Here is a 19,596-nt window from a genome sequence, read left to right as displayed (position 1 = left end):
CCGTGGCGAACTGGCTCGGTCGTCTCTGGGCGCTCCGCACCTTGATATCCACCCAGATGTACATCGGGATCGGTTCTGTCGTCGCGCTGACCATTGCGGCCAGCTTCGTCGGTTGGGTCTCGTTCAACCGGGTCGGCGCCGCCCAGAACAGGGTGGAGAACGAGAGCTTGCCCGAGATGGAGGCCGCCTTCAGGATGGCCGAGTACAGCCGAACCCTCGCCGCGGCAGCGCCCAGACTGGTAGCCAGCCGGCCTACCGAGGTGGACGCGATCACCGAAGAGATCCGGCAAGCCCAGGAGGGGTTCGAGAGTCAGATCCTCCTCTTGCAGAGGCTGGCGAGAACCGAAGACCATATCCGGACCTACATTCCCAATGCGCAAGCGGTCTTTTTCCAGTTGCTGTTCAACATCGACCGGATCCAGGGACAACTCTCCGAGCATTACACCCTCGTCCAGCGAGCCGAGGCGTTGAGGTTGCTGATCATCGACCTGCGTTCCCAACTCGACGACATAATCGTCCCAGCTATCGACGATCAGCTGTTCTACCAGCTGACCGGGTTTCGCGATCTGGGCCAACCGCCGGCCAGCCGGACCCTCTACCTATCTGAGACCGAGTTCAACCGCTACCGCCACCTTGCAGCGCTCAAGTCGGAAGCCACGCTGGCGACCCAACTCCTGTCCAGCGGCCTGAGCGTCTCGGACGTCGCCTACATAGAACCCCTACAGGAGAGCTTCGAATCGACCTCCGGGCGCCTGGCGATCAGCCTGGGCGCCATAGAGGGAACCGATCTCCATACCTCGCTGACCCCGCTCTTCGATCAACTGCTCAGTACGGCCACGGCTGAGGGGGACGGCTTCGGTCTCCTGATCGAGAAGCTCAGGCTGGAGGAGAGCCAGGACGCCCTGTTGCTCCACGCGACCGAATTGGCCGCACAGCTGACTACGGAGGTCGACGGCCTGGTCACGTCGGCAAACCAAGCGGCCGATGCGGCCAATCAGGCATCCGACAACGCCATCAACACCGGTCGCGCCCTGCTGGTAACGATCAGCATCCTCGGCGTGCTCGCAGCCTTCGCCATCAGCTACGGCTTCGTCGGCCGGATCCTGCTCCGCCGGATCCACATGCTCTCGGCACGCATGCGTCAGATGGCCGACGGGGACCTCGAGGGCGAGGTCAACATCAAGGGTCGGGATGAGGTAGCCGACATGGCCGCCGCCCTGGAGGTATTCCGGCGCCATGCGCTCGAGGTCCAGCGCCTCAACCTGGTCGAGAAGATGGCCGCGGAGCTGGTCGAGAAAAACAGCCAGCTGGAAGAGGTCCTCTCCGAGCTGGAACGCGCCCAGGACCAGATCGTCATGCAGGAGAAGCTGGCCGCCCTGGGCGAGGTCACCGCCGGGGTGGCCCATGAGATCCGGAACCCGCTGAACTTCGTGAAGAACTTCTCGGAGGCTTCCGAGGAGCTGCTGGAAGAGCTGCAGGAGATCCTCGAGGAGGACGATCTGGACGAAGATGAGATTGACGAGATCGTCGATGATCTGACCGACAACCTAGACCGGATTCGCCGGCACAGCGAGCGGGCCAACCGCATCGTGCAGGACATGCTGATGATGGGCCGCGGTGGTGGCGAATGGCAGATCGTGGACCTGAACACCGTATTCAACGAACACGCCCAGCTCGCCTACCACAGCGCCCGGGCCGTGGATCCTGACTTCCAGCTGCATATCGAGCGGGACTTCGATCCCGACGTAGGCGACATAGAAGCCATCCCGCAGGACCTGGGCCGGGTATTCCTCAACATGGTCGGCAACTCCTGCCACTCCACCGACTCCAAGCGGGTGTCGATCCTGGAGACACCTCGCGGGGACACGCCCTACATGCCCACCGTCTGGCTGATGACCAAACGGGTCGGTGACCGGGTTCAGGTGATGATCCGCGACAACGGGGACGGTATCCCGGCTGACGTGGTCGACAAGATCTTCAATCCCTTCTTCACCACCAAGCCCACCGACAAGGGCACCGGTCTGGGCCTGGCGCTCTCGAGCGACATCGTGCGGACGCACGGCGGCACCATCTCGGTCGATACGGAGGAGGGCGAGTTCGCCCAGATGACGGTCGAGCTACCACTCAGGCGCCCCGATGGAGCGGCCGAAGCCGATCAGGCGTACGCCGACCGGTTGATCGATCCTGATGAGGATGAAGATGAGAACGACTTCGACGAGGACGAGTGAGTAACCCCTCGTCAGTGGTTCATCGCACGGAGCATGCCGAGGAAGCCACCGCCGAACACTCCGAACAGGACACCGGGTAGCAGGGCCGTCGCAATAGAAGTCTGCCAGCTCTGGCCGGTCATCATCCACACGGCGACGGTCATGAAAACGATCATGAGGGGTAGACCGATGGCAGACCCCTTCATAATGGCCATACCGAAGGCCAGGTCGCTTCCGGCGTCGTGCGACTCGTCGCCTTCCCGAACCTGACCCGAACCGTGATCCGACATCTGCACCTCTTTGACCTGGGAGAACAGGTAGCTCATACGGAGCCGGCGCCCGGCGGAACCATGCGGCAACCCGGCCCGCAACCTCGACTCTAGTGTTACTCGCGGCTTCCCCGTACTTTCGGGGAATCCCCTAACATTCCGGGTCCTACCCGGGACGTCCGCCACCTGCCGGACTGCCGACCTCCCCATCCTGGAGGTTCCACTTTGAAGTCAGAGGCTCAGGTCGTGGTGATCGGCGGTGGCGTGGTCGGCTGCTCCGTGCTGTATCACCTCACCAAGGCCGGATGGACCGACGTGATGCTGGTGGAGCGTCTCGAGCTCGCCGCCGGATCGTCATGGCATGCGGCCGGGGGCATACACACGCACAACGGGAACGTCTACCTGGTCGACCTCCAGCGGTACACCGTTGAGCTGTATCCCGAACTCGAGAGGGTGTCCGGGCAGGACTGCGGTATCCACCTGACCGGCGGGTTGCAGCTGGCCGACTCCCCCGCCTGGATGGACTGGCTGAAGACGGTGCACGCCCGGGGCCGGTACCTGGGAATGGATACCGAACTCATCTCCGCTCGGGAGGCGGCCGAGATCTTCCCACTGATGGACCCTTCGCTATTCGTCGGAGCCATGTGGGACCGGCACGAGGGCCATGTGGACCCGTCGGGCGTTGTCCGAGCCTACGCGAGAGCCGCCGAGGTGGGCGGCGCCACGGTGGTTCGCAACACGATGGTCGAATCCCTATCGCAACGTGCGGACGGTACCTGGGACGTCCGGACCAACCGGGGCGACATCCACACCGAGCATGTTGTCAACGCGGGCGGGCTCTGGGGCCGCGAAGTCGGGCGGATGGTCGGCCTGGAACTGCCTCTCCTCGCGATGGCCCACCAGTACATCGTCACCGGACCGGTGCCCGCAGTCGCCGAGTACCGGCAGTCGAAGGGGAAGGAACTGCCCACGGTGGTCGACTTCGGCGGCGAGATATATATGAGAGAGGAGTCCGGCGGCATCCTGCTCGGTACCTACGAGCAGGATCACAAGCCGTGGTCCCCCCGGGCGACGCCCTGGAGCTTCGGCAGCGAGCTGTTGCCACCGGAGATCGATCGGATCGCCCCCGAACTCGAAGCGGGGTTCACCCACTTCCCCGCCCTGGCCGATGCGGGGATACGCAACATCGTGCATGGTCCGTTTGTCTTCGCCCCCGATGGCAATCCCTGTATCGGTCCGGTCAAGGGGATCCGCAATTTCTGGCTGGCGGTTGGGGTCATGGCCGGTTTCTGCCAGGCCGGCGGCGTGGGTCTGGCCCTGGCCAACTGGATGACCGAGGGGGATCCGGGGCTCGACGTGTGGGCGATGGACGCCGCCCGATTCGGTGACTGGGCCACCGTGGCGTACACGAACGCCAAGGTGCGCGAGAACTACTCGAGGCGCTTCAAGATCGCCTTTCCGAACGAGGAACTCCCCGCAGCCCGACCCCTCCGTACCACCCCCCTGTACGACCGGTACACGCGGGCGAATGCCGTATGGGGCGCCTCGTTCGGTCTCGAGGTGCCACTCTGGTTCCAGGATCCGGGTAGCGAACCCGTCGAGAAGGTCACGTTCCGCCGATCCAACGCCTTCCCGGTGGTGGCGGCGGAGTGCGCCGTGGTCCGCAACGGGGTAGGCATGGTCGAGATCTCGGGGTTCGCCAAGTATCGGGTCACAGGCCAGGATGCAGCGTCCTGGTTGGACCGGATCCTCACCAACCGGATTCCACCTCCCGGCCGCATCGCCCTCAGCCCGATGCTGAACCACCGGGGCAGGTTGATCGGTGACTTCACCGTAGCCAACCTCGGCGACCACTTCATCGTGTTCGGCTCGGGTCCCGCCGAGGACTACCACATGCGCTGGTTCCTCTCCCGGATTCCCTCGAATGCCGGGGTAGAGGTCATGCCGCTCGGCCAGTCGATGGCCGGACTGTCGATTGCCGGCCCGGCTTCGCGCGACGTGCTGGCGGCGGTGGCGAGCCAGGACGTGGGCCCGGAGGCCCTCCGTTTCATGGACATCAGGACCATGGACGTCGGAGCGATTCCCGCGCTGGTCGGCCGACTCACCTACACCGGCGACCTCGGATACGAGGTCTGGGTAGGACCGGAGTGCCTCAGGGGTCTGCACGAGCTGCTGGCGGACGCCGGAAAGGAGTACGGGATCCGTGACTTCGGCCTCCGGGCCCTCGACTCGTTGCGGCTGGAGAAGGGATTCGGCTCCTGGGCCCGGGAGTACCGGCCCATATACGGTCCGGCGGAAGCGGGCCTGTCACGGTTCGTGGCCCTCGACAAGGGTGACTTCGTGGGGAGGGCAGGCGCCCGGCGGGAGTCGGAGCAGGGTCCGAGCCGGCGGCTGGTAACCATGGTCGTCGACGCCGCTGATGCCGACGCGGTGGGCGACGAACCGGTCTGGCATGGCGGCGAGGTGGTGGGCTGGGTGACTTCGGGTGGCTACGCCCACACGGTGGGCTGCTCGGTGGCCCTCGCGTACGTACCCTCCGAGTTGGCCGACCCCCGACAGCGATTCGAGATCGAGATTCTCGGGAGCCGGCGCAAAGCCACGCGCCAGCCTGCTCCCCTATTCGATCCGCACGGTATCCGGATGCGAGGCTGATGCTCCCGTCCCTGCAACCGCGGCCGGGGACGGTCGAGGCCACGGCAGGCGGATCCGCCGGTCCACCTCACAGGAACCGGGCTAGGCACTCGATTCCACGGCGAATCTTCTCCCGCTCAATGACAGCGAACCCCAGCTGGAAGTAGTGAGCAGGGCGATCCGGCCCGAGGAAGCAGGATCGGCCCGGTTCGATCACCACCCCGTCTTCCAGCGCCGACTCGGCGAGGGAGGCTGCATCCAGGTCCTCCGGACCGGCCACCCACAGACTCATTCCCCCGTCGGTGCTCTGCACACGCCACGGAAACAGGTCGTCCACCGCCTCGGTGATGGCCTGCCACTTGGACCGGAGCACCCGGCGGTGCCTTCTGATAACCCTTCCGTAGTCGCCGACCTCCATCATCAGCGCGGTGGTTCGCTGGATGATCCCCGGAGGATGCCTCAGCATGTCATGCCGCAAGCGGCGCAGATAGTCGATCAGGACCGGATCGGCCACCACGAAGCCGAGCCTCAGGCCGGGCGCCAGGAACTTGGAGAAGCTCCCGACGTAGACGACCCGCCCTACGGCGTCGAGGGCCTTCAGGGCCGGCGGAGGCCGGCGCGAGTAGCAGTACTCCGAGTCGTAGTCGTCCTCCACGACCAGCGTGCCGTCACGGGCGGCCTGGGCAAGGAGCTTTCGCCGGCGGCCGATCGTCATAGTCACGTTGGTGGGGAACTGGCGGCCCGGGGTGACAAACACCATGTCCAGGCCCGACAAGCCTTCGGGAGCGGTCACGCCGTGGACGTCGACCGGTAACGGCACCAGCTTCGCCTCCTGCTTGAGGAATATCCTCCGGGCGTCCGGATAGCCGGGATCCTCTACGCCCACCGTGGCTCCCGATCCGAGCAGCGCCTCCGCGACCAGATGGAGCCCGTGCTGGGTTCCCAGCGTCACCAGAATCTGGTCAGGCGTGGCCCGGATGCCTCGAGCCGGAAGGATGGTGCGCCGGATCTGCTCGACGAGGAGCGGGTCATCCTGGTCGTCCAGGTTGTGGAGGCTGGTACCTCTGTGTTCCTCGCGCAGCGCAGTGCGCATGGCCCTGGTCCACGAGCCGATCGGGAATCCCTCCGGACCGGGCCCGACCACGAAGGGATAGGGGTAGGACCGCCAGCCGACCGGCCGAGGCCGCTCATCATCGCCGTCGGTCAGGGCACCCAGCCGTTCATCCCAGCGGACCGGAGAAAGGGTGGACGGTCCATCCCGATACCGGCCGCCGGCATCGGCCTCCCCGAGTCCATCGTTCACCACATAGCCGACCCGTTCGATCGGCTCGACGAACCCCTCCACGGCCAGCTCCCGGTAGGCCCGGTTGACAGTGTTGCGGGAGATGCCCAGGTGGTCGGCCAGCGCCCGGGACGAGGGGAGCATCTCACCGCCCCGCAGTTCGCCCCGCTCGATCGCCCTGGTGAATCCGTCCTTGAGGCGGCGGTAGCGCGGCCCCTCCGTCTCATCGCTCGGGGACTCGGACAGGCCGGCAACCCTCGCGAAAATCTGCTCAGACGTCACCGTTCACCGCCCCGCCGACAGGCCTTTTTTCACTCTACCCAAGGCCGGCGGACAGGTAGACTTCCGGACATGATGAACCCGCATGACCTGAGCCACCTCCTACCGTCCTTCACCGGCGCCGAGAACTGGCGCTCCGGTGCCGTCCCCGTGTTCGCCCGCGGTGAGGGCTGCTATCTCTGGGACGACGCCGGCAACCGATACCTTGACACGCTGGCCGGGTTGTTCGTGGTCCAGATCGGGCACGGGCGGACCGACATCGCCAAGGCGATGAGCGAGCAAGCCGAGCAGCTTGCCTTCTTCCCCTCGTGGTCGGCCACCACCCCCATCACTCTCGAAGCCGCCTCGTTGATCACCGACCTGGCGCCCGGCGATCTGGACGCCGTGTTCTTCGTCAGCTCAGGCTCGGAGGCGAACGAATCCGCTATCAAGTTCGCCCGCCAGTACCACCTCGCCGATGGACAGCCCACCAAGACCGGAGTCGTCTCCCGGATCGACGCCTATCACGGCACCAGCATGGGCGCTCTCTCGGCCACCGGTCTGAAACCCATCAGGGATCCCTTCCTACCCCTCCTGCCAGGATTCAGCCATGTTCCCAACACCCTCGGCTACTCGGATGGGGTGGAAGCCGCCCAGGTGGTCGAGGAGGAAATCCTCCGCCGCGGGCCGGAGCAGGTGGGCATGGTCATCGCCGAGCCGGTCCAGAACGGAGGCGGATCCCTGGTCCCTCCGGTGGGTTACTGGCGGGAGCTGCGTCGCATCTGCGACCGGTACGGCGTGCTGCTGGTCGCTGACGAGGTGATCTGCGGGTTCGGGCGGCTGGGGACCTGGTTCGGATCGGAGGTCGTGGAGGCAGAACCCGACATGATCACGTTCGCCAAGGGCGCCACCTCGGGTTACGCGCCGATCGGAGGTCTCCTGGTGCGCCGACCGCTGGTCGAGAAAGTCCTGGATTCCCCGGCCGGGAGTTTCCTGCATGGCGCAACCTGGGGCGGCCATCCGGTGGTGATGTCGGCCGCCGTGGCCAATATCACCGCCATGCGGGAAGAGAGAGTGCTCGACAACGTCGCCGACCATGCGCCGCTGCTCGAGGCGCGCCTTCACGATCTCGCGGGAGCGCACGATGTGGTGATGGATGTCCGGGGAACCGGCTACCTGTACTCGCTCGCTCTCGGGCACAGCCGGAAAGAGGGACGGGATTACTCCGACGAGGACTCCAAGCGGGCCGTCTACGAGATTCTGCCACCTCTGGCCCTCGAAGCCGGCCTGCACCTCCGGGTTGACGACCGGGGCGGCGCCAAGATCATGCTCTCACCCCCTCTCGTGGCCACGACCGATGAACTGGACGAGATGAGCGAGCGCGTGTCGCAGATTCTGGTTCAGCTCGCCGCCTGCATGTAGCGAGTCCGGCACGACCACGGAGGGATCACGTGAGGATCGGGATACCCACCGAGACCAAGCCGGGTGAGTACCGGGTAGCTCTCACGCCGGCCGGTGTAGAAGCCCTGGCCGGGTCGGGCCATCGGGTACTAGTACAGGAAGGCGCCGGTCTGGGGTCGTACATCTCCGATGACGACTACGCCGGAGCGGGCGCCTCCATCGTCGGCACCGCTGCCGATGTCTGGTCGGGCGCCGACCTGATCGTCAAGGTCAAGGAACCGCAGGAGGAGGAACTCCCCTACCTGTCGCACGACCAGATCCTGTTCACCTTCCTCCACCTGGCCGCCTATCCGAGAGTCGCCTCGGCGCTCTGCGCGGCAGGCACCACCTCGGTGGCGTACGAGACGGTAAGGCTGCCCGGCGGCGCCCTACCCCTGCTGGCGCCGATGTCCGAGGTAGCAGGGCGCATGGCCACCCAGGTCGGGGCCCGCTTTCTCGAGAAATCGGGCGGAGGCCGAGGTGTGCTCCTCAGCGGGGTTCCGGGCGTTGAGCCTGCAGATGTGGTGGTGATCGGCGGCGGCATGGCCGGCGCCAATGCGCTCCGAGTGGCAGTGGGAATGGGCGCCAACGTCAAGGTCTTCGACCTGAACCCCGCGCGCCTGCGCGAGATAGACAACCTGTACCGCGGGGCGGTGACAACCCTGATCGCCAATCGAGCGGACGTTCGAGCGGCGGTGCTCCGGGCGGACCTCGTCATCGGGGCGGTCCTGCTACCCGGCGCACGAGCCCCGCGCGTCCTGACCGCCGAGGATGTCAGAGACATGAGACCGGGCTCGGTGGTGGTCGACATCGCGATCGACCAGGGAGGCTGCTTTGAGACCTCGCGGGAGACCAGGCACTCGGATCCCACCTATACGGTCGACGGGGTGGTGCATTATGCGGTCGGGAATATCCCCGGCGCGGTGCCCCGCACCTCTACGTTCGCCCTGGCCAACTCCACCATCCCCTACGTCCGGTTGCTGGCCGACCACGGCCTCGAAGTCGCGATCGAGCGGAGGCCGGAACTGGGAGAGGGCATCAACACCCGGGGCGGTGCCATCACCAACGAGACAGTGAGAAGCGCTCTCGATGGCTGAATACCATCCGGTGGGACGATGACGAGTCCCGACCTCCCCGCAAGCACGCCACAGCAGCCTGATCCGTACGGCCGGGCCCTTCCGGACCGGGTCCAGGTGGTGGTGGTCGGGGGCGGGATCGTCGGGTGCTCAATCGCCTACCACCTGGCCAGGCGGGACATCACAGACGTGTTGCTCCTGGAGCAGAACACCCTGACCGGAGGGACCACCTGGCACGCAGCCGGCCTCGTGAGCCAACTCAAATCCAGCCACAGTCTGACCAGACTGGCGACGTATACCGCCCGCCTCTTCGAGGAGCTGGAGGACGAGACCGGCCAATCCACCGGCTACCGCACCACCGGATCGATTTCGGTTGCCTCGGACCGGGAGCGGTGGGAGGAGATCCTGCGCGGCATGTCGATGGCGCGAACGGCCGGTGTCGAGATGGAGGTCATAGACCCCGAGCGAGCGCGAGAGATGTGGCCGTTGCTCCGCGTCGACGACCTGGTGGGCACGGTCTTCATACCCGGTGACGGCCAGACGAGCCCGGTCGACACCACGATGGCGCTGGCGAAGGGCGCCAGGGACCGGGGCGTCACGATCCGCGAGGGGATAGCCGTTGAGCGGGTGCGTGTCGAGAACGAGACTGCGGTCGGGGTCGAGACCGAAGCCGGCTACGTGGAGGCGGAGACGGTGGTCCTCGCCTGCGGCATGTGGACCCGCCAGCTGGCGGCAGCCGCAGGGGTGAACGTGCCCCTCCATCCGTGCGAGCACTTCTACCTGGTGACCGAACCGCTCGACGGGATGCTGCCGGGGATGCCCACCCTGCGCGACCCCACCAACTACACCTATTTCAAGGAGGAGACCGGCAAGCTGATGGCCGGGTTCTTCGAGCCGAGGGCCAAGACCTGGAAGTACGAGGTTCCCCGAGACTTCTCCTTCGGCACCCTCGGCGAGGACTGGGACCACATCGGGCCGATCTTCGAAAGGTCCATCCACCGCATCCCCTCCCTGGCCGAGTGCGGCATCCAGCTCTTCCTCAACGGACCCGAGGCCTTCACGCCCGACGGGGTCTACTACCTGGGGGAGTCTCCGGAGGTGGACAGCCTCTACGTGGCAGCGGGCTTCAACTCGGTCGGTATCCAGTCGGCCGGCGGCGCGGGTTGGGTGCTGGCGAACTGGATCGCGGAACGACACCCTCCGATGGACCTGTCGGCGGTGGACCTCCGCCGGGCCTTCCCCTTTCAGGGGGAGAAGGCCTACCTGGAGGACCGCATCTCGGAGAGCCTCGGCCTCCTTTACGCCATGCACTGGCCCTTCCGCCAGTTCGAGTCGGCCCGCGACGTGTTTCGCTCGGTTCTGCATGACCGGCTGGCCGACCTCGGAGCAGTGTTCGGAGAGGTGGCGGGTTGGGAACGACCCAACTGGTTCGCCCCCGCGGGTATGGAAAGGGAATACCGGTACTCCTACGGCAAGCAGAACTGGTACCCGGCATCCGCCGCCGAATGCGAGGCCACCCGGCAGAGGGTGGCGCTCTACGACCAGTCCTCCTTCGCGAAGTTCCGGGTTCGGGGACCCGATGCCGTGGCGGTCCTGAACCATATCGGGGGCGCGGATGTGGACACACCCATCGGCAAGGTCGTCTACACGCAGTGGCTCAACGACCGGGGCGGCATCGAGGCGGATCTCACCGTCACCCGTACCGGGCCCCAGGAGTTCATGGTGGTGACGGGCGCCGCCGTGGCAAACCGGGACTATCACACCCTGAGACGGGCGCTGCGGGGCCATGACGCCGACGTGACCGATATCACGATGGAACTCCCTACCATCGGAGTTATGGGTCCCCGATCCCGGGCCCTCCTGAGCGCTCTGACCGACACCCCGCTCGACAACGCGGCCTTCCCGTTCGGTTGGTCGCGGGAGATGGCGGTGGCCGGCATCCCGGTGCGCGCCCTGCGGGTCAGCTACGTGGGCGAGCTGGGCTGGGAGCTGTATGTGGCCCGCGAAGCAGCCGTCGACCTGTTCGACGCGGTGATGGAGGAAGGGGCGGCCCATGGGATCCATCCGGCCGGCTACCACACCATGAACACCCTCCGGTTGGAAGCCGGCTACCGCCACTGGGGGCACGACATCACCGACGAGGACACCCCGCTGGAGGCCGGGTTGGGCTTCGCGGTGGCCTGGGACAAGGAAGGCTGCTTCCTGGGGCGCCAAGCCCTCCTCGAGCAACGCGCGGCACCGGTCCTGACCAAGCGGCTGGTCCAGTTCCGCCTGACGGATCCCGATCAGATCCTCTACCACGACGAGCCAATCCGGAGGGACGGGGTCCTGGTCGGCAGGGTCACCTCCGGAATGTACGGCCACACCTTCGGCGCCTGCCTGGCCATGGGCTACCTCAACAACGAGGCCGGGGTCACCAAGGAGTGGATCGAATCGGGCTCCTTCGATATCGAGATAGCGGGCGAGCCAGTACCGGCCACCGCCCAACTCCGTCCGTTCTATCGGGCCCGAACTCGCACCTGAGCAGGCCGGACGACGTCGCTGCCCTGATGCCTCATGTCGGGGTTACCTTTGACCAGACCCCCCGGAGCACGAGCGCTACACGCGAGGCCACCGCTCGGGCTCGGCCTGGATCCGTCGAGATGCGGCGCTCCGGCGGGCTTCCGTGACGATGATGATCTCTCAGTTCCGGACCGTTTCGGGTAACTTGTCCCGTTGGTATGACAAGTAATGATCGCAGTCGCTAGCCACCCTTGGTGGGACTGTCGCCGAGTTCCGGGGCCTGACCGATGATCTGTAGTTTCTGCGGCGCCAGGGCGGAAGATACCGGGAACCTCGTCCTGGGCGAGGCCGGCGCCGCCATCTGCGATGCCTGCGTAGACCTCGCGGTCGACCTGGTCCGGGAACAGGCCACACCGGTCGGCGACATGGTGCTGGACAACATCGGCGCGCTCGCCACCAATAACTCTCGGTTCCCGGGCGTGCTGGGACTCGTGACCGGTGCGGCCGTGGCGATCCGCAACGGCCGGGTGGTCTGGGCCGGGCCCTCGGAGCGGACACCGCAGGGGCTCCGGTCACTCCCCAGCCTGGACTGCGGGGGTCGAGCCGTCCTTCCGGGACTGGTGGACGCCCACACCCATCTGGTGTTCGCCGGCGACCGGAGCGAGGAGTTCGTGGTCAGGAGCATGGGCACGCACGAAGCCCGAGCAGTCGCTCGCTCCGGCGGCGCCGCGACAGCCCACCTCAACCACCTAGCGGACGCCGCCGGGATCGCTGCCCTCATCGGCCGGCGGCTGGACCGCATGCTCGACTCCGGCGTCACAACGGTCGAAGCGTCCGCCGGGTATTCGAACGAATACGAGAGGGAGTTGGCGCTCATGGAAACGGTGGTCGATGCGGGTCGGCATCATGTGGTGGATCTGGTGCCCACGTTCGACGTACCGGGGTTGCCGCTCACCGCATCCGACCGTTCGCGGGCTCTGGCGGAAGTAGCCGAGCAACACCTCCCCAGGGCGGCGAGGCTGGGAGCCGCGGTGCGCGTGTCCCTCGGACCCGACGCCCTGACAGCCGAGGAGGCAGGCCATCTCATAGGGGTCGCCGCAGACCTCGGAACCCGAACCCGGATCCACCACCGGGGCCAGACCCCCGAGGTGTACGGGTTGGCGCTGGAAACATCGGTGCCGGTGGTCGACCACGCCGGGTACCCCGACCGGGACCAAGCCGGACAGATGGCTGAAAGGGGAATCAGCGTGGTGATCACCCCGACCGCGGTGCTAGGCGCCCGCCGCTCCCCCGCCTCGCTTCGCAGGCTCATGGAAAGGGGCGTCGCGGTGGGACTGGGAACCGATTGCAGCCCGGCGCCCGTAATGGTGGAGTCGCTACCGCTCGCCATCACGCTGGCGGTCACCGAGATGGGGCTCACCTCCGACCAGGCCATCTGGGCGGCGACCATGGGCAGTGCGCGGGCGCTGGGCATGGGCGACCGGGGCTGGCTGGGCCACGGGGCGGTGGCTGATCTGGTTATTCTCGACGCTCCCAGCCCGACTCACCTCCCATACCGGCCGGGCACCAATCTGGTCTGGAAGGTGCTCAAGGCAGGCGAGGTGGTGGTCAGCAGATAACCCGAGCCGGCCACAACCGCTGGGCCGGCGCCCGCCGACCGTCCAAGACCGCCTATGGCCCGTGACGTTGGCGGCCCGAGCGGGGATCAGGGGTAACCTCCCGTCGATGTCCTTTCCCGTAGCGTTCCGGCACGAGCACCCCATCGCCATGGCACACCGGGGATCGGGGTTGCTATGGCCCGAGAACACGATGGTCGCCTTCCAGGGCGCGGTCGATCTCGGCTACAGATACCTGGAGACGGACCTTCAGATCACCAGTGACGGCACCCTCGTCACCATCCACGACGACACGGTCGACCGCACCACCGACGGCACCGGCCTCGTGTCCGACCACTCCTTGGAGGAACTCCAGGCCCTCGACGCCGGCTATCGATTCGAACTCGACGGCGACTACCCCCATCGCGGCGAGGGGGTCCACGTACCCACGCTGGAAGAACTGGTCGTCACCTATCCGGACGGCGTTTTCTCCCTCGACCTGAAGAGCGACGGCATGGAGGCGGCCCTGGTCGACCTCATCCGCCGTCTCGACCTATGGGATCGGGTAGTCGTCGGGTCGTTCAGCGGGTCCCGCCTGCGCCGGTTCCGGGCGCTGGTCGACCGTCCGGTGGCAACCTCGGCCGGCCCCTCCGAGATTCTCCGGTTCCTGGCCGCGGCGCGTACTCACCTGCCGCACCGGCCTCGGGCCGACTCCTTCCAGGTACCGGTGAAGGATCATGGGATCACCATCGTCAGCCCCCGGACGGTCCGAGCCGCTAGGAGGCTGGAGGTTCCACTAATAGTATGGACCATCAACCACCTGGCTGACATGGAGGGACTCCTGGACCTCGGCGTCGACGGTCTCATAACCGACCGTCCGGACCTGCTGCGGACCCTCCTGGCCGAGCGCAGCCGGAAAGCGAATCGGGAGGGACCACATGATGGGTGACTGGGTCGAGGTCGGGCAAGTCGTCAAGCTCCAGATCCACCGGCGGCACCTGCGAGACCTTGACGGCGGGGAATACCGGCTCGACCCCCTGGCCGAGGTGTCGACCCTGCGGATCACCGCTGACGGGCCGATCGGGTTCGACGGCGCCTCGTGGATCGTGGACTGCCACCACCGCTACCACCCGCAGGCCTCTTCGCACCGGCGGGCCCGGGCGCTCTCGATCGGATTCACCTCCCACTACGAGGACATCTGGAAGCGGTTCACGCCGATCCCGCTCGGCGCCGGCGGCGAGAACCTGATCGTCTCCAGTGATGAGGTGATCTCCGAAGGCGAACTGGATGGAGGGATCCGCATCGGGACTCCCCAAGCTTCGATCCTGGTCTCTGGCGCCAAGGTGGCAGAACCTTGCGTGGCTTTCACGCGTCTGGTGACCGGTCGCTCCGAGGCCTCGGCGCACGAGTTGGCGGATGACCGGGAGCATCTCCGTAACGGGATCAGGGGCTTCGTCATGCCACTCGATGGAATCGACTTGTTCGACGTGGTACCCGGCAGCCCGGTAGCAATCCGCGCCGCCTGAGCCGGTACTTGTATCGGGTTGGCTACCCCCGCGCCGCTACCGGACCCCGTCTTTTCCGGCACTCTCCCCTGAGACACCCGTCCGGTCAAACCCTTGCCCTCTGGCTATTGATCGTCGTAGTGACCGGCGTCCTGGGGTGTGCGCGCGCCAGCTCGGATGGCCTGGACGACGCCTTGGTGCTGGTGGTCTCCTCGGACCTGGCAGTGGGCAAGGAGCGGGTGCTGGTCTCCGCTATCGATGCTGAGAACCGATCGCTGGTCACCGACCAACCGGTAGGGCTCACCTTCGTGGCTCCCGACGGTTCACCATCGAGAGAGGTACCGGGTAGGTTCATCTGGGCCGTCCCCGACGTCCGGGGTTTGTGGGTAGCGGAGTCTGGCTTCGACCTTCCCGGTACCTGGACTTTCCGGATCCGGACCCGGGACGATCGGGTGATCGAGGGCGCCCCGTTCTCGGTGGCCCCGGAGCCCCGCACCGTCGGGGTTGGAGAGCGGGCGCCGCCCTCAGACTCCAAGACGCTGCCGGACACCCCCCTGGAGTCCTTGACCACCGACCCGGCGCCCGACCCCCGTCTCTACCGGACAGCTGTGGCGCAAGCAGTTGGTTCGGGACGACCGTCGGTGATCGTCTTCGCCACCCCCGCCTTCTGCACCAGCCGGACCTGCGGCCCGGTACTTGACGTCGCCAAGCCACTGATCGACGTCTATCCGGAGGTCAACTGGATCCATGTGGAGGTCTACGAGAACCTGGATGCTTCCAGCCCCGACGACCTGGAGCTGGCACGGGCGGTCACCGAGTGGGGATTACCGAACGAGCCCTGGATTTTCGTGGTTGACGGCGCCGGCATCGTGACCCACCGATTCGAGGGCGTGCTGGATCGCATTGAACTGGAGGCTGCCGTGGATAGAGTGACCTCCTGAGGCGCCGGAAGCCGTGGCGCCCCCGGTAGTTTCCCGGCTTGTTGGCCGGATACCCGAGCCCGTAACATATAGAGGTCTGCGCGGTACCCCGCGGCCGAAGCTTGGAAGGGAGACATGGAACGACGCGAGCGGCCGATCCTTCGGCTGTCAAGACGTCTGCCGGTCGCTCTCCTGGCCGCAATCCTGCTGGGAAGCTGCGGGAGGGTGGAGCAGCCGCTCAACTCCTTCGACTCCCAGGGTCCCATAGCGGAGCGGATCAACGACCTGTTCTGGCCGGTTTTCTGGGGCGCGGCCGTGATATTCGTGCTGGTCCAGGGCGCTCTTCTGGTGGCCGTCTTCCTCTTCAGGGAGCGAAAGGGGAAGGAACGCCCCGAACCCAAGCAGATTGCGGGCAACACCCGCCTGGAGCTGATCTGGACCGTGGTGCCGACGATCATCCTGGCCGCTATCGCCGTACCCACGATCTCGACCCTATTCGATCTAGCCGAGTGCCCGCGCGGCGCCATGGAGGTCGAGGTGATCGGGCACCAATGGTGGTTCGAGTTCCGGTATCCCGATTCCGGCGTGGTGACCGCCAACGTCATGGTGATACCCGAGGACACCGAAGTCTGCGCCAAGATGACCTCCGACGACGTCCTGCACAACTTCTGGATTCCGAAGCTGGCCGGCAAGCGCTATCTCGTCCCCGGACAGGAGACCGAGCAGCGGCTGTACGCCGACGACCCGGGCGAGTACTGGGGCCATTGCGCCGAGTTCTGCGGACTCAGCCACGCACGGATGCGCGCCCGGGTGGTTGCGATGACCAGGTCGGACTACGACGCCTGGACGGCCAACCAACTCCTTCCGGCCGTCTCGCCGGCGCCTGGTTCCGAGGCCGAGCGCGGTATGGAGGTATTCCTGGGCGGGGCCTGCATCGGTTGCCACATCATCGACGGCGTCAACAACCCCGACCCGGAGACGCTGACCGTCCCGGCTCCCGACCTGACACACTTCGCCAGCCGAGGGGTGTACGCCGGCGCCACGCTGCCTGCCCAACTCGATCCCACCTCGGCCGATTGGGAGGCGGGCCTCCGGCTATGGCTGGCCGATCCCCCCACCTGGAAGCCGGGCTCGTTCATGCCCGAACTCGGCCTCACCGCCGACGAGATCGACGCCCTGGTCGCCTACCTGTCGGCCCTGGAATGATGGAAGCTCAGGTCACTAGGAGGGCCTCATGGCAATCGACGTAGCGTCCGATACGGTCGAGCGGGCCGAGACCACCCTCTTCCGGCGTCCCCGGCTGACCTACGGATTCTGGTCGTGGATCACCACCGCCGACCACAAGAAGATCGGCCTCATGTATGGCTACACCGCCTTCATCTTCTTCCTCGCCGGCGGTATCGAGGCACTGCTTCTCCGTATCCAACTGGCAGGCCCGGACGGCGCCTTTCTGACCGCCGCCGAGTACAACGGCCTCTTCACCACCCACGCGGTCACGATGATCTTCCTCTTCGTGATGCCGATCTCGGCAGCCTTCTTCAACTACCTGCTGCCCCTGATGATCGGCGCCCGCGATGTGGCCTTCCCCCGGATGAACGCGGTGAGCTTTTGGATCTTCCTCTTCGGGGGCCTTTTCATCTACTCGTCCCTCATTTTCGGGACCTCCCCGCCCCCGGTAGGCGGCAGCCTGCCCGGAGGTGCCACCGACGCCAGCATTCTCGGCTCGATCCCGAACAGCGGGTGGTTCATCTACGCACCCAACAGCGGCGCCACCTATTCCCCCGGCACAGCGGTCGACTACGCGGCCCTGGGACTGCAGATCCTGGGCGTGGCCTCGCTCATCTCGGCGGTGAACTTCATCGTCACCATCCTCAACATGCGGGCCACGGGGATGCGGCTCCTCAGGATGCCGGTGTTCGTCTGGATGACCCTGGTGGTGGCGCTGTTGCTGCTCTTCTCGCTTCCCATCATCGCCATCGCCCTTTTCATGCTCACCTTCGACCGCCAGTTCGGCACGCTGTTCTTCGTGGCGGAGGCCGGTGGCGATCCCATCCTCTGGCAACACCTGTTCTGGCTATTCGGTCACCCCGAGGTTTACATCCTGATCCTGCCGGCCATGGGCATCGTCTCCGAGACCTTGCCGGTTTTCTCCAAAAAGCCCCTCTTCGGTTACCCGGCGGTTGTGTTCGCCGGCGCCGCCATCGCCTTTCTGGGCTTCGGGGTCTGGGCCCACCACATGTTCTCCTCCGGAATCCCCACGGTCGCCCAAGCCGCCTTCGGCCTGTCCACCATGACCATCGCCATCCCCACCGGGATAAAGATCTTCAACTGGCTGGGAACCGTATGGGGAGGCAGGGTGCGGTTGACCACGCCCATGCTGTTCTCGCTGGGCTTCGTGGCCCTGTTCGTCATCGGCGGGTTGTCAGGGGTCACCCACGCGGTGGTTCCTTCCGACTGGCAACAGACCGACACCTACTACATCGTGGCCCACTTCCACTACGTGCTCTTCGGGGGCGCCCTCTTCGGTCTCTTCGCCGGCATCTACTACTGGTTCCCGAAAGTCTGGGGCCGCATGTACAACGAGGCGCTGGGCAAGTGGCACTTCTGGCTGATGTTCATCGGCATGAACCTGACGTTCGGCCCCATGCACTGGTTGGGATTGCAGGGCATGGTGCGACGGACCTGGGTCTATCCCGAGGAGGCGGGCCTCGGCGCCGGCAACTTCGTGGTGACCGTCGGCGCCTTCGTCATCGCCGTCGGAGTGCTGGTCTTCATGATCAACTGGAGCTACTCGAAACGGCGCGGGCGGGTAGCGCCCAACGACCCGTGGGATGCTCGCACCCTGGAATGGACCATCCCCTCCCCGACTCCCGAGTACAACTTCGCTGTGGAGCCGACCGTTACCTCACTGGACGACTTCTGGCACCTCAAGTATGACGAGGACGAAGAAGGCCGGGCGGTACGCAAGGAGAAGGCCGATGAACTGGTCGACGACCTGATCCACTCCAACGGAAACCCCGACCACGAGATCCACCTACCGGCGCCCTCCTACTTCCCGTTCATAGTCGGGTTCGGCATCATGCTCATCGCCTACGGGATCATGTACCACACCCGCCCCTACGGCATCCCCCTGCTGGCGGCGGGCGCCTTCCTCACTGTCGGTGCGCTGGTTGCCTGGGGGTCCGAACCACTCGAGGAGGTCCACGACGAGGACCACGGAGACCACGGCGGCGACCTGGACGGGGAGGACGAGGACGCCGAACCGGCACTGAGCGAGGGGGACGTCTGATGGCCGACCTCTCCCACGGAACCGGCGACGCTCCGGCCCACCACCAGCTCACCGGCATCGACAGCCGCAAGCTCGGAATGTGGGTGTTTCTCAGCTCGGAGTTCCTGTTCTTCGGCGCCCTCATCAACAACTACCTGCTGTTCAAGGGCCGTGATTTCGGACCGGGCGCCCTGTATCCGGTCGAGCTCTACGACATTCCGTTCACATCGATCAGCTCGTTCGTCCTCCTGATGAGCTCGCTGACGATGGTCCTGGCCCATTCGGCCCTGGCACGCGGCGATCAGGACCAGACCAAGACCTGGCTATTCGCCACCGCTCTGCTGGGGACGGTTTTCGTCTCCGGCCAGTTCTTCGAGTTCGGAGAGTTCATCCTCCATGGGTTGAAACTCAACATCAATCCGGCCGCCAGCGCCTTCTACATGCTCACCGGGTTCCATGGGCTCCACGTGGTTCTCGGGGTCCTCATGCTCCTGGTGCTGGCCTTCAAGTCCATGCGTACCGGCGGCCTGTCCGAGGCCGAAGGCCTCAACGTCGAGTTGGTGGGCCTCTACTGGCACTTCGTCGATATCATCTGGATCGTCATCTTCGTCCTCGTCTACCTGATCCAATGAGAGAAACGGGG

14 protein-coding genes are annotated in these 19,596 nt (G+C 65.9%); 12 read left to right on the top strand and 2 right to left on the bottom strand.

Features of this window, described 5'->3' with window-relative positions:
- Nucleotides 1-2: 2 nt before the first annotated feature.
- The gene (locus tag ACOQPD_RS12840; protein ID WP_420612352.1) at nucleotides 3-2,228 is read left to right on the top strand and encodes a sensor histidine kinase; all 2,226 of its coding nucleotides are present in this window, start codon (nucleotides 3-5) and stop codon (nucleotides 2,226-2,228) included.
- Nucleotides 2,229-2,239: 11 nt separating this feature from the next.
- On the opposite strand, the gene ACOQPD_RS12835 is transcribed toward ACOQPD_RS12840, so the two are convergent.
- Nucleotides 2,240-2,533: a hypothetical protein gene (locus ACOQPD_RS12835; RefSeq protein ID WP_420612351.1), complete on the bottom strand. Its 294-nt coding sequence runs from the start codon at nucleotides 2,531-2,533 to the stop codon at nucleotides 2,240-2,242.
- 168 nt (nucleotides 2,534-2,701) lie between these two features.
- Between ACOQPD_RS12835 and ACOQPD_RS12830 the strand changes: the two genes are divergently transcribed.
- Entirely contained in the window at nucleotides 2,702-5,128 is a 2,427-nt protein-coding gene (locus tag ACOQPD_RS12830; RefSeq protein WP_420612350.1) for a GcvT family protein, read from the top strand.
- Between the two features lie 67 nt (nucleotides 5,129-5,195).
- On the opposite strand, the gene ACOQPD_RS12825 is transcribed toward ACOQPD_RS12830, so the two are convergent.
- On the bottom strand, nucleotides 5,196-6,671 hold the full coding sequence (locus ACOQPD_RS12825; RefSeq protein ID WP_420612349.1) for a PLP-dependent aminotransferase family protein: 1,476 nt from the start codon (nucleotides 6,669-6,671) through the stop codon (nucleotides 5,196-5,198).
- Between the two features lie 69 nt (nucleotides 6,672-6,740).
- On the opposite strand from ACOQPD_RS12825, the gene ACOQPD_RS12820 reads away from it, so the two are divergent.
- From ACOQPD_RS12820 to ACOQPD_RS12775, 10 genes are all read left to right on the top strand, one after another.
- Nucleotides 6,741-8,069 (top strand): aminotransferase class III-fold pyridoxal phosphate-dependent enzyme, encoded by a 1,329-nt coding sequence (locus ACOQPD_RS12820; RefSeq protein WP_420612348.1) that lies wholly within the window; start codon nucleotides 6,741-6,743, stop codon nucleotides 8,067-8,069.
- A gap of 29 nt (nucleotides 8,070-8,098) precedes the next feature.
- Nucleotides 8,099-9,184 carry an alanine dehydrogenase gene (gene ald, locus ACOQPD_RS12815; RefSeq protein WP_420612347.1) on the top strand — a complete coding sequence of 362 codons (1,086 nt, stop codon included), beginning with the start codon at nucleotides 8,099-8,101 and terminating at the stop codon, nucleotides 9,182-9,184.
- An 18-nt stretch (nucleotides 9,185-9,202) separates the two neighbouring features.
- Nucleotides 9,203-11,686, top strand: coding sequence for a GcvT family protein (locus ACOQPD_RS12810; protein WP_420612346.1), 2,484 nt, complete (start codon nucleotides 9,203-9,205; stop codon nucleotides 11,684-11,686).
- Nucleotides 11,687-11,952: 266 nt separating this feature from the next.
- Nucleotides 11,953-13,284 carry an amidohydrolase family protein gene (locus ACOQPD_RS12805; protein ID WP_420612345.1) on the top strand — a complete coding sequence of 444 codons (1,332 nt, stop codon included), beginning with the start codon at nucleotides 11,953-11,955 and terminating at the stop codon, nucleotides 13,282-13,284.
- A gap of 106 nt (nucleotides 13,285-13,390) precedes the next feature.
- Nucleotides 13,391-14,209: a glycerophosphodiester phosphodiesterase gene (locus tag ACOQPD_RS12800; RefSeq protein ID WP_420612344.1), complete on the top strand. Its 819-nt coding sequence runs from the start codon at nucleotides 13,391-13,393 to the stop codon at nucleotides 14,207-14,209.
- Nucleotides 14,199-14,786, top strand: a complete 588-nt coding sequence (locus ACOQPD_RS12795) for a hypothetical protein (protein WP_420612343.1) — start codon at nucleotides 14,199-14,201, stop codon at nucleotides 14,784-14,786. Before ACOQPD_RS12800 ends, ACOQPD_RS12795 begins: the two co-directional genes overlap by 11 nt.
- A gap of 119 nt (nucleotides 14,787-14,905) precedes the next feature.
- Nucleotides 14,906-15,706 (top strand): hypothetical protein, encoded by an 801-nt coding sequence (locus ACOQPD_RS12790; RefSeq protein ID WP_420612342.1) that lies wholly within the window; start codon nucleotides 14,906-14,908, stop codon nucleotides 15,704-15,706.
- A gap of 114 nt (nucleotides 15,707-15,820) precedes the next feature.
- Nucleotides 15,821-16,891: a cytochrome c oxidase subunit II gene (gene coxB / locus ACOQPD_RS12785; RefSeq protein ID WP_420612341.1), complete on the top strand. Its 1,071-nt coding sequence runs from the start codon at nucleotides 15,821-15,823 to the stop codon at nucleotides 16,889-16,891.
- 28 nt (nucleotides 16,892-16,919) lie between these two features.
- Nucleotides 16,920-18,974, top strand: coding sequence for a cytochrome c oxidase subunit I (gene ctaD, locus ACOQPD_RS12780; protein ID WP_420612340.1), 2,055 nt, complete (start codon nucleotides 16,920-16,922; stop codon nucleotides 18,972-18,974).
- A complete protein-coding gene (locus ACOQPD_RS12775) occupies nucleotides 18,974-19,585 on the top strand; it encodes a cytochrome c oxidase subunit 3 (RefSeq protein WP_420612339.1) in 612 nt (203 codons plus the stop codon). Before ctaD ends, ACOQPD_RS12775 begins: the two co-directional genes overlap by 1 nt.
- Nucleotides 19,586-19,596: the final 11 nt, after the last annotated feature.

This window comes from Candidatus Spongiisocius sp. (assembly GCF_965221825.1).
Lineage (GTDB): Bacteria > Actinomycetota > Acidimicrobiia > Spongiisociales > Spongiisociaceae > Spongiisocius.
Note: the sequence above shows the minus strand (reverse complement) of the source record. Positions and strands in the feature narration are given on the sequence as shown.

What these genes read in the sequence shown, in the direction of transcription:
- ACOQPD_RS12810 (WP_420612346.1), top strand. Translation starts at nt 9,203, where the DNA reads ATGACGAGTCCCGACCTCCCCGCAAGCACGCCACAGCAGCCTGATCCG.
- ACOQPD_RS12775 (WP_420612339.1), top strand. Translation starts at nt 18,974, where the DNA reads ATGGCCGACCTCTCCCACGGAACCGGCGACGCTCCGGCCCACCACCAG.
- ACOQPD_RS12800 (WP_420612344.1), top strand. Translation starts at nt 13,391, where the DNA reads ATGTCCTTTCCCGTAGCGTTCCGGCACGAGCACCCCATCGCCATGGCA.
- ACOQPD_RS12835 (WP_420612351.1), bottom strand. Translation starts at nt 2,533, where the DNA reads ATGAGCTACCTGTTCTCCCAGGTCAAAGAGGTGCAGATGTCGGATCAC.
- ACOQPD_RS12795 (WP_420612343.1), top strand. Translation starts at nt 14,199, where the DNA reads ATGATGGGTGACTGGGTCGAGGTCGGGCAAGTCGTCAAGCTCCAGATC.
- ctaD (WP_420612340.1), top strand. Translation starts at nt 16,920, where the DNA reads ATGGCAATCGACGTAGCGTCCGATACGGTCGAGCGGGCCGAGACCACC.
- ACOQPD_RS12820 (WP_420612348.1), top strand. Translation starts at nt 6,741, where the DNA reads ATGATGAACCCGCATGACCTGAGCCACCTCCTACCGTCCTTCACCGGC.
- ACOQPD_RS12805 (WP_420612345.1), top strand. Translation starts at nt 11,953, where the DNA reads ATGATCTGTAGTTTCTGCGGCGCCAGGGCGGAAGATACCGGGAACCTC.
- coxB (WP_420612341.1), top strand. Translation starts at nt 15,821, where the DNA reads ATGGAACGACGCGAGCGGCCGATCCTTCGGCTGTCAAGACGTCTGCCG.